7 protein-coding genes and 1 pseudogene are annotated in these 8,527 nt (G+C 43.4%); 2 read left to right on the top strand and 6 right to left on the bottom strand.

The window, feature by feature from the left end:
- Positions 1 to 157 precede the first annotated feature (157 nt).
- The 5 genes from F0228_RS21400 to F0228_RS21380 form a co-directional block, all read right to left on the bottom strand.
- Positions 158 to 877, bottom strand: coding sequence for a DsbA family protein (locus tag F0228_RS21400; protein WP_171730543.1), 720 nt, complete (start codon positions 875 to 877; stop codon positions 158 to 160).
- 97 nt (positions 878 to 974) lie between these two features.
- Positions 975 to 1,544 (bottom strand): protein disulfide oxidoreductase, encoded by a 570-nt coding sequence (locus tag F0228_RS21395; protein ID WP_061032230.1) that lies wholly within the window; start codon positions 1,542 to 1,544, stop codon positions 975 to 977.
- Between the two features lie 3 nt (positions 1,545 to 1,547).
- Positions 1,548 to 3,611: a protein-disulfide reductase DsbD domain-containing protein gene (locus tag F0228_RS21390; RefSeq protein WP_171762737.1), complete on the bottom strand. Its 2,064-nt coding sequence runs from the start codon at positions 3,609 to 3,611 to the stop codon at positions 1,548 to 1,550.
- A gap of 95 nt (positions 3,612 to 3,706) precedes the next feature.
- Entirely contained in the window at positions 3,707 to 4,057 is a 351-nt protein-coding gene (locus tag F0228_RS21385) for a hypothetical protein (protein ID WP_146107452.1), read from the bottom strand.
- Between the two features lie 501 nt (positions 4,058 to 4,558).
- The gene (locus tag F0228_RS21380) at positions 4,559 to 4,807 is read right to left on the bottom strand and encodes a hypothetical protein (RefSeq protein ID WP_008215629.1); all 249 of its coding nucleotides are present in this window, start codon (positions 4,805 to 4,807) and stop codon (positions 4,559 to 4,561) included.
- Positions 4,808 to 5,058: 251 nt separating this feature from the next.
- Here F0228_RS21380 and F0228_RS21375 point away from each other — a divergent pair, with 251 nt between their 5' ends.
- Complete coding sequence (locus F0228_RS21375; RefSeq protein ID WP_061032232.1) at positions 5,059 to 6,663, top strand: mechanosensitive ion channel family protein; 1,605 nt, start codon at positions 5,059 to 5,061, stop codon at positions 6,661 to 6,663.
- A gap of 149 nt (positions 6,664 to 6,812) precedes the next feature.
- Positions 6,813 to 7,646: a RecX family transcriptional regulator gene (locus tag F0228_RS21370; protein ID WP_116871320.1), complete on the top strand. Its 834-nt coding sequence runs from the start codon at positions 6,813 to 6,815 to the stop codon at positions 7,644 to 7,646.
- Between the two features lie 31 nt (positions 7,647 to 7,677).
- Here F0228_RS21370 and F0228_RS21365 read toward each other — a convergent pair.
- Positions 7,678 to 8,470 (bottom strand): annotated as a pseudogene (locus F0228_RS21365) (LuxR C-terminal-related transcriptional regulator).
- Positions 8,471 to 8,527: the final 57 nt, after the last annotated feature.

The following is an 8,527-nucleotide window of genomic DNA, read 5'->3' as shown; positions in this document are numbered from 1 at the left end:
CCATCTAAATATTGCTTAGCAATGATACATTTTAGCTCTCGGCTATATTTGGACATAAAAAGACCCCCAATAATTGGTGTCCAACTATTGGGGGTCAGTTCACAAGTAGGCTTTTGGGGTTTTTAATGGGTGGCTTTATCTTTACTTACTGGCGTGATTAAAAAGCCTCATCCACGATTTCTTTTAAGCGATCGTAAGGAACATACCCTGGTAAGATTTGTCCATTCATCATCAATGTTGGTGTGCCTGTTAAACCAAGTGCACTAAACGTTTGGTGGTTGGTTAGCAGTGTTTGGCTTTGATCAGGTGTAGTTTCTAATTGTGCTTCTGTTCCCGTTTTTTTCGCGACAGCTTGCAGTGATGACTTGGTGTGGATACCACTTTTCGCCATCAATAGTCGATCAACTTCCGGGAAAGCTTCTGGCTTATCCTTCCATACTTTCATCGCATATAATGCCGCATTGGTATTAAGACCGCTCACTTGCTGCTGCTTGAACGACAGGTAAACATTGATGACCTTGATATCACTGTCTTCTGAAGCTAATTGAACTAAGCCTTTTTCTAAACGCTTACAGAATGGGCAGTTGTAGTCGGTGAAGTTAATGATCACCGACTTACCATCCGGGTTTCCAGTAATTGGATGGGCATCGTTGTTATACAGCCAATCATGGCTTTCTGCTTGGGCTTTCTTTGCTTGTGCTTGTCCTGCAACATACTGCTCTAAGCTGGTGTGTAGGCCCGAAATTGTAGAAGGGTTATCTTTGAGGAATTGGTTAATCTCTTCAAGTTGCTGTGTTTGTTCTTTGCTTAGTTCTGCGAAAGCGCTTGTGCTCATTAGTGAGCCTAAAATCAGAGTGCTAATCAGAAGTTTTTTCATGTTAATAATCTCAAATTCTTGTAATGGCGAGCGCCTATTGGGTTGCGCTCGCGTTAATGTTCTTTATTTGGTTTAAATTGACTTAATTGCAGATAAGTTATGCAAAATAAGTTCTTAGCCAAAGTCCGATTGGAGAAGTCACGCCTGTTGCGATACTGCTAATCTTTCCGTCTTTGATGATGACGATACTTGGAGTGACATTGATTCCCCAGTCTCTACTGATATGTCCTGAAAGATCATTGATCACCGGAAAGTCATACTCTTTGGCGTCCATGAAGCGTTGAACTCGTTCATTGGGGCCTGATGAAAGCGCTACAGAGACCACTTGATGGGAGTCATTGAAGCTATTTATGGTTGGGCTAACAAATTTGCATGCACCACACCAAGTTGCCCAAAAATAGACGATGACAGGCTTACCGTTTTTGCTTAGCTCAATAACATCAATATCTTCGCCTTGGATTGACTGTCCAACGATTGGAACCGCGTTTCCTTGAGGCATACTTCTGCTGTGATAAAAATCCATCGCAAAGGAAACCACACCAACGATCAGTATCATTGAAACGAGCTCCTTTCCCCATTTTTTGAGGCGACTTGGCTTTTGGGTTTCGCTTTTCACAGAGTCGTCTTCCGTCGTATCTGGTTTCTTTGCACTATTTTGAGTCTTCATCAACTACCTCGCTGCATCGATGGCTTGAACAACGGTTTCACTATTGAGGATCACGGGAAGAGGGATACCGCTTGGGTAACTTGGGCCATACACAATGTTGAATGGCACGCCATATCTGCCATTACTTTGCAGGTATGAGGTGACACTTTCGCTTGGAGTGGTCCAATCGCCCTTCATCAAAACAATGTCTTCTTGCTGTAGGTGGCTGTATACCGGATCTTGGAGAATCACTCCGATCTTGTTCGCTTTACAGGTGATACACCACTCTGCCGTTACATCGACAAATACCGTTTTACCTTCCTCAACTAACTGAGGGATTTGTTTAGCATCTAACTTCTGCCAAGGTAGGTCATCGACAATCGGGGTCGCCCAGTTATCCGCAGTGACGCTGCCTACGATAAGCGCTGCACCAAATACTATTGTGGTGGTAGCCAAGATAGGAGCGAGTACCTTAGTGCCGAGCTTCTTGCCAATCCAAATCAATACTGTTGTTAGGATCAAAACAGAAAGCACTATCGTTGGGAATTTTCCAATGAATGGGCTCAGTAGACTCGTTAACCATAGGCTGGTAGCGAACATCATTAAGCCGAAAATCAACTTAACTGTGAACATCCAAACGCCAGGCTTAGGCATTAGCTTGGTTAGACGTGGGTAGGCAGCAAAAACCAGCCAAGGTGCACTCATACCGATACCGAGAGCGATGAAGATAGCCCATAACTCTTGGTAGCTAGCACCCAGCGCATAAGCGACAGCCGTTCCTAGGAATGGTGCGCTACATGGAGTTGCCAATAGCGTTGCAAACATGCCTTGAACGAAGTGACCCGAATGTGAATCGTCCCCTTTGGTTGCCATCCAGGTGTTTAAACCTGAAGGCAGTCGGAACTCAAATAAACCCAATAGGTTAATTGAGAACAGCAAGGTGATGATGAGCATGAAACCGATAAACCAAACGTTCTGGAATTGAATTCCCCAGCCAATCGCATTACCACCTACTTTTAAGAGCGTCATACCAAGAGCGAGCAACGCAAATGAAGTAATAACACCGGCAGCAGAAGCAAAGAACGAAAGTCGGATATGACGATTTGATGCACCTTGGTTTTGAATGATGCTGTTTAGTTTCATCCCCAATACAGGTAAAACACACGGCATAATATTCAAGATCAAGCCACCAATTAAGGCAAAACCGATCATCGCGATAAAGCCGTTACTGCTCTCTTGATAAGCTATCGGGTCTGAGCCCACTTGCGCAGTCATCTCCTCGGCAAAGTTCGTGTCCGATACTGTGACACTCACCGTGCGATCCGTTAAGTCGACTTCACCAAGCCAATTACTGACATCGAAAACAGCCGTGAGAGTATTATCGGTAATATGGATCTTTGGTTGAGCGAAAAAGTCATCAATAACCTCTTGTCCATCGATAAGCACTTGTGGTTTATCCCAACCTTCTTTGCTAGTTAGTTGCGTTACCAGTTGTTGCTTGCTTTTATCCCAAAATAGTCCATTGACTGAGGTACGGTTGGCTTCACGTGGGGACTGACTCATGCCTTGGTTGAACAAGAACATGGCTTGCTCATCAAGTTGTAAGGAGTGAGGATCGATCGGCAGTTCAATGTCGTAGTCGGTTAAGACACAGATATTGGTACAAGACGGAAAGGTGAGTGACGCCCTGAATAGTGCTGGTTGCGTGTTGTCTTTCAATGTCAGCGTGATCGGAAAACTCACATGATGCTTGTAGCCTAGCGTCATCACATCGAGTTGTTCGTAATACTTAGGAATCGGCCAATGCCATTCCACTGACTTGATGTTGGTTGAACCAGACCAGTCCCAGCTCGGCGGTATGCCACCCTCTCCAGGGCTACGCCAATAGGTTTTCCAATCACCGTCGAGCTCAACATCAAGAACGGTTTGAACCTTAGAACCGTCATCCGACTGCTCACCAGTCGACATCATGCGCATTTTTACAGGCGGATGCTCAGGCACGCTTAGCCAGCCGGTCGTTTGTGCCAGAGCGGTGAATGACGTCATTAGCAGTAGTGCAGTGACTATAGTTTTCGCGCATGTACGCATGCAGAATGCCAAACAATCGGCAAACTTAGTTAGAACTGTGTTGTACACAAATGTATCTCCAAAAAATAAATAAAAGGGTGTAATGGCCCGGTTATTTATTCTCTAAATATACAGTGCTTTAAGTGTAAGCGGTGCTTTGTTGGTCGAGCAGAGCGATGATTGTCTCTAGATAATCTCGATATGTGAGGTGGAAGGCTGAATGCTACAGCGATCAGAAGAATAAAAGGGAGCAGCCAGCCAGTTTTAGGTGTCGCGAAGGTGAGCAATTGGGAGCTCAGGTCACAGGCACTTGAAGTTGGCGCAGACAGTGATTTAGATGCTTGAGAACCGAATACACTGGAATAAAGCTCAGACATTTTTTCCGACGAAGCCGTAGAGGCTTGCGGGTCACTGCTTTCAGTACCAAGGCGTGTTGATTGACTAACAGAGTAGTTGGAAAACGTCACTTTATTTGCAGACAGCGTACTCGCCAGACAGGTTATAATAACCAGTCCGGTAAGGAAAAGCGCCCAAAGCGATTGCTTTTGTTGGCGGTTTTGTTGAGATAAAAAGAATCTAGGTGTGCTTAGCAAATCAATTAGTAATAGAATCAGTTAATATCGGGTCTTGGTCTTTAAATTGACGAGTTATCTTTACTCACCGAGTAATCAAACAGCTCATTTCATGGCGGCTAGCTCAGATAACTTTGCTTCGTGCTACAAGTCATAAAACTGTCAAAGCCCAAAGGTACATCCCCCCAAACCTAGACGTTAAGGCACCGCGATTAGAGTTAAGTTCATAAGAATCTGATCTTTTTTTAATATTTCTTTTTACGGTGCTGCTAACAAACGCTTGCGATGATTTCGGGTACAAAAAAGCCCAATCATTCACTTGGGAGCTGATTGGGCTTGTTAAATTTTTATCTGTGGCTGAAGAAACCCTAGTATTCCAACTTCCTGCTAGCCGTTTTAGTGACTACGACGTGGACCGTTACGCACTAGGTCTTTGCCGTTTTCAAAGACTTCGTCAGTGATCCAACGAGCAAGTAGAACTTGGTGGCTGCTATTGAATACAGCAACAAAGTGACGACCGTCAGAGTTATTGGTCGCCATACCAACGCCTTCAACACCTTCTAGGCCTAAACCGCCAGCTTCTACTGAAATTAGGAATTGTTCTAGTTCTTCAAGTGTTTTAATTACATCAAGTTCGTTGTTCATTTTTTCATTCTCTTGCTGTAACCAATACCGGTTAATAAGGCGTTTCAAAGCATGCGCCTAAAGCCGATCTCAGTCGTTATTCTTTGTTGGATGCGTACTCTACAGGTCATGGAGAGGGATTGGAACTCTCAAATATTAGATACGGGCTGATATTTTGCGAAGTTTTAACACAACATACGTTTAAATGCTTGTTATCCATCTTCTTTTTACTACTATTTATAGGGTCAATTTAGACAGTAATAGGAATTAATATGATGAAGGTTTGGCGTTGTCTATTGTTAATGTTGACGTTTGTCGCATTTGGAAGTTTCGCGCAAAGTGTCGATAAGATAACACAAGTACAAGATCAACTTATGCTCGATCTGGCAACATTAGAAACGGCGCATGATGCTGAGAAACCCTTTCTTGAAGATATTTTGAGACGCAAAAACCAAGGGCTACGTGAGGAGATTTTTACACAACTCTCTTCAGACAAGAAAGAAGGGCTAGATGCCGTTCTGGCTCAGCAGGTTGAACTTTTACAAAAGCTACTGACATTGAACGAAGATAAAATCGTTTCAATGAGTAAAGAAAACCGTTCGGCTGAAGGTGATGTTAAGAAGCGTCTTGAATTACGCATTCAGAAACGAATCGGAATGATGGACACCTACTACCAGCAGCTCGCTAAAACATTAGCATGGTCAAAAGAGCGTGGTGTCGATGTTACAGCATCGGAAGATACGCTTAAAAAGGCGCTAGTTTCTCGTTCTAAATACTTAACAAACGCGATTCTCTACACAGATACGCAGCGACAAGATTTAGAAGCTCGCTTATCTTTTGTTAACGAAGAAGAGAAAGCGACTATTAAGAAGGAGCTTGAACGCTTTAGTGAACGCACAAGCGTGATGGTGGCCAGCTTAGAAGAGACAATCTCTCTGATGGAACCGTTTGGCGTCGATGTGACCTCATACAAGCGAGTGTTGCTGGCGACAACGGGAGACATTAATGCTGATGTGTTAGACGTTGATGTTGCATTGGAGCTTTTAGATGGTTGGCTTCGCTCATTCAGTGCTTGGGCATTCGAGAACACGCCATCATTCGTTGTTAAACTGGCTCTGTTCCTAGGTATTTTGTATGTAACGCGTCTACTGTCGAACGTTGCACGTAAAACCGTTCGTAAGAGTGTGTCGCATTCGAAAATGGACTTCAGTGTATTGATGCAGGACTTCTTTGTGTCAATTGCATCGAAAGCAGTCGTGTTTATCGGTTTGCTTATCGCGCTGTCGCAAATCGGGATAGAGCTAGCACCACTACTAACCGGTTTCGGTGTTGCCGGTGTGATCATTGGTTTCGCATTGCAAGATACGCTATCTAACTTTGCTTCTGGTTTGATGATCTTAATCTACCGCCCGTATGATGTGGGTGACATGGTGAAAGTGGCTGGTGTTCAAGGCACGGTAAAAGACATGAGCCTTGTATCAACCACAGTACAGACTATCGATAACCAGCGCTTGGTGATTCCAAATAATAAAATTTGGGGTGATGTGATCAACAACATCACTGCAGAACGTGTGCGACGTGTCGATATGGTATTTGGCATTGGCTATTCTGATGACATTGATAAGGCGAAAGCAGTATTAAACGAAATCATTGTTGCGCATCCTCTTGTGTTGAAAAAACCAGAGCACATGATCAAGCTGCATACCTTGAACACATCTTCTGTAGATTTCGTCGTAAGACCATGGGTTAAGACCGATGATTACTGGGATGTGTATTGGGATGTGACGGAAACCGTGAAGAAACGCTTCGACGAAGAAGGCATCACTATTCCATTCCCTCAACGTGATGTGCATGTATACAATCACGAAGAGAGCTAATCACTCATTGATTAACGTGGTAATTAAATGGACGCTGAATAGGCGTCCATTTTTTGTTGGTGTATCTTATTTTCACTCTTTTATCTCCCTTCACCCAACTGAGAATTACGTTATCATGGGGCTGGCTCAGTCTGGATAGTTGAAATCGAATGGATGATTCACAGCAAAACCCTAACACAAAAAAAACAACAGTAAGAAAAGCGCGACGAATCGAAAGCGTCATGAACTCTGCCATGTGGCACTTAACCCAGAGGGATATGACAGAAAGTGAGTTGACTGCGAAACTGAAAGTGAAAACGGACAATCAAGATTGGATCGACGAAACCTTGAGGAACCTGAAAGGTTACGGCTATCTAAAGTCTGATCAGGATTTTGCTGAGCAATTTGTCGAGCAAGCTTTCTTTGGCGAATTTGGATCGCGATACATCATTGAAAAGTTGAAGAAGAAAGGGCTAACCGACTCGGTCATTTCGGATGCGATTCATAAGGTATCTGCTGATAAAAACATCGATGAACAAAGCATCTTGATCGATCGAATCAATCATTACTATTCAGGCTTTACCATGAGCCGTGAAAAGCTTGTAGCGACACTGCAAAAACGTGGCTTCAGCTATCAACAAGTCAAAATCGCGATCGATCAGCATCCGCAAGCTCATGAGCTTAAGAGTAATATTCAGATCAAGGCCGAGAAAGCTGATTTGGAGAAAGAAGTGCTTAAGTACGCGCGAAAAGGGAAGGGTTTGACTGCCATTCAGCAAGAGCTGAAACAACGACAAATCGACACTAGCGAGCTATCTGCGTTAATCGATCGATTAATCAACGAAGAGCAACTGGACTTCTACTCGTCTTGTTTAGAACAGCTGCAGAAAAAGTCTTACGATCTTAACGACCACAAAGAGCGCTCTAAGGCTTATGCGATGCTCAGTCGTAAAGGTTTTTCATCTGATGAGATAAAGTTCGCGTTAAGTGAAGGCAACGAGTAACTGATGGGTAGCGGAACCAGGATAAACAAGCCTATCGAGTCGCGTCTCTATTTTCAGTAATTCCTAAGCCGTTACGCAAAGCAAATTGAACCAATTCATTGTGATTATTTAGGTTCATTAACCCAAGCATTCGGTACTTATGCGATTCGATGGTACGTGGGCTGAGGTGCAATTTATCTGCGCACTCTTTGGCAGTGTACCCTTGAGCGATAAGTGATAGCACCTTGGTTTGCTTCTTCGATAACAACAACAGCTTATCACTATCGTCTTCCCACAAGTTCTCACTTTGATTCAACGTTCGCGCTAATGTTGAATGCTGCCAATAACAAAGCCACATCTCACACACAAGCTTTAGACGCTTAATGTCTTCTAAACCCAATGTGGTTTTATTGTCGTGGAAGTTAGTGAAAGAGAGTGCGCCCCAACGTTGATTAAACAACTGCAAAGGGATAATACAGTGCCACTTGCCGCCTTGTTGATAAAGTCGACTCAAGATATCGTTTTGAATTTTAGCGAGCTGATCTTCTGAGAACTCTAAGTAGGTCTCTTGGGTTTTAAGTAGCTTTAAATACTCGAGATGGTTACAGCCTAAAAGTCTTGTTTATCGATAGGTGGAATATGTGATTTAGATACCGAGATTGTTTTCCCATCTTCGAGCAGTACCATAGAGTTTGGGTAAAGGTTAATCTGTCAATATCAAACCAGTCTAGAACGTCAAAGCTTGCCGTGGCCCAAGTTGCAGTAAAATCTTTTGGATCACTATTGATCAAAGTTTCAGACTGATTCATCAACAATTGCTCAAAGCTCTGGCTAGAGACGCTCACATTTTATCCTTATCAAAAATTAGGTTATTCATTCACGCGGTGAAGATATTCGTTAAA

Origin of the sequence: Vibrio sp. 99K-1 (assembly GCF_013114585.1) — a bacterium.
GTDB lineage: Bacteria > Pseudomonadota > Gammaproteobacteria > Enterobacterales > Vibrionaceae > Vibrio > Vibrio chagasii_B.
The sequence above is the reverse complement of the archived record's forward strand: the minus strand, read 5'-3'. Positions and strand labels throughout refer to the sequence as shown.

Bases quoted from the DNA above. Each gene is read 5' to 3' on its own strand.
- F0228_RS21400 (WP_171730543.1), bottom strand. From the start codon at position 877: ATGAAAAAACTTCTGATTAGCACTCTGATTTTAGGCTCACTAATGAGC.
- F0228_RS21395 (WP_061032230.1), bottom strand. From the start codon at position 1,544: ATGAAGACTCAAAATAGTGCAAAGAAACCAGATACGACGGAAGACGAC.
- F0228_RS21390 (WP_171762737.1), bottom strand. From the start codon at position 3,611: ATGCGTACATGCGCGAAAACTATAGTCACTGCACTACTGCTAATGACG.
- F0228_RS21380 (WP_008215629.1), bottom strand. From the start codon at position 4,807: ATGAACAACGAACTTGATGTAATTAAAACACTTGAAGAACTAGAACAA.
- F0228_RS21375 (WP_061032232.1), top strand. From the start codon at position 5,059: ATGATGAAGGTTTGGCGTTGTCTATTGTTAATGTTGACGTTTGTCGCA.
- F0228_RS21370 (WP_116871320.1), top strand. From the start codon at position 6,813: ATGGATGATTCACAGCAAAACCCTAACACAAAAAAAACAACAGTAAGA.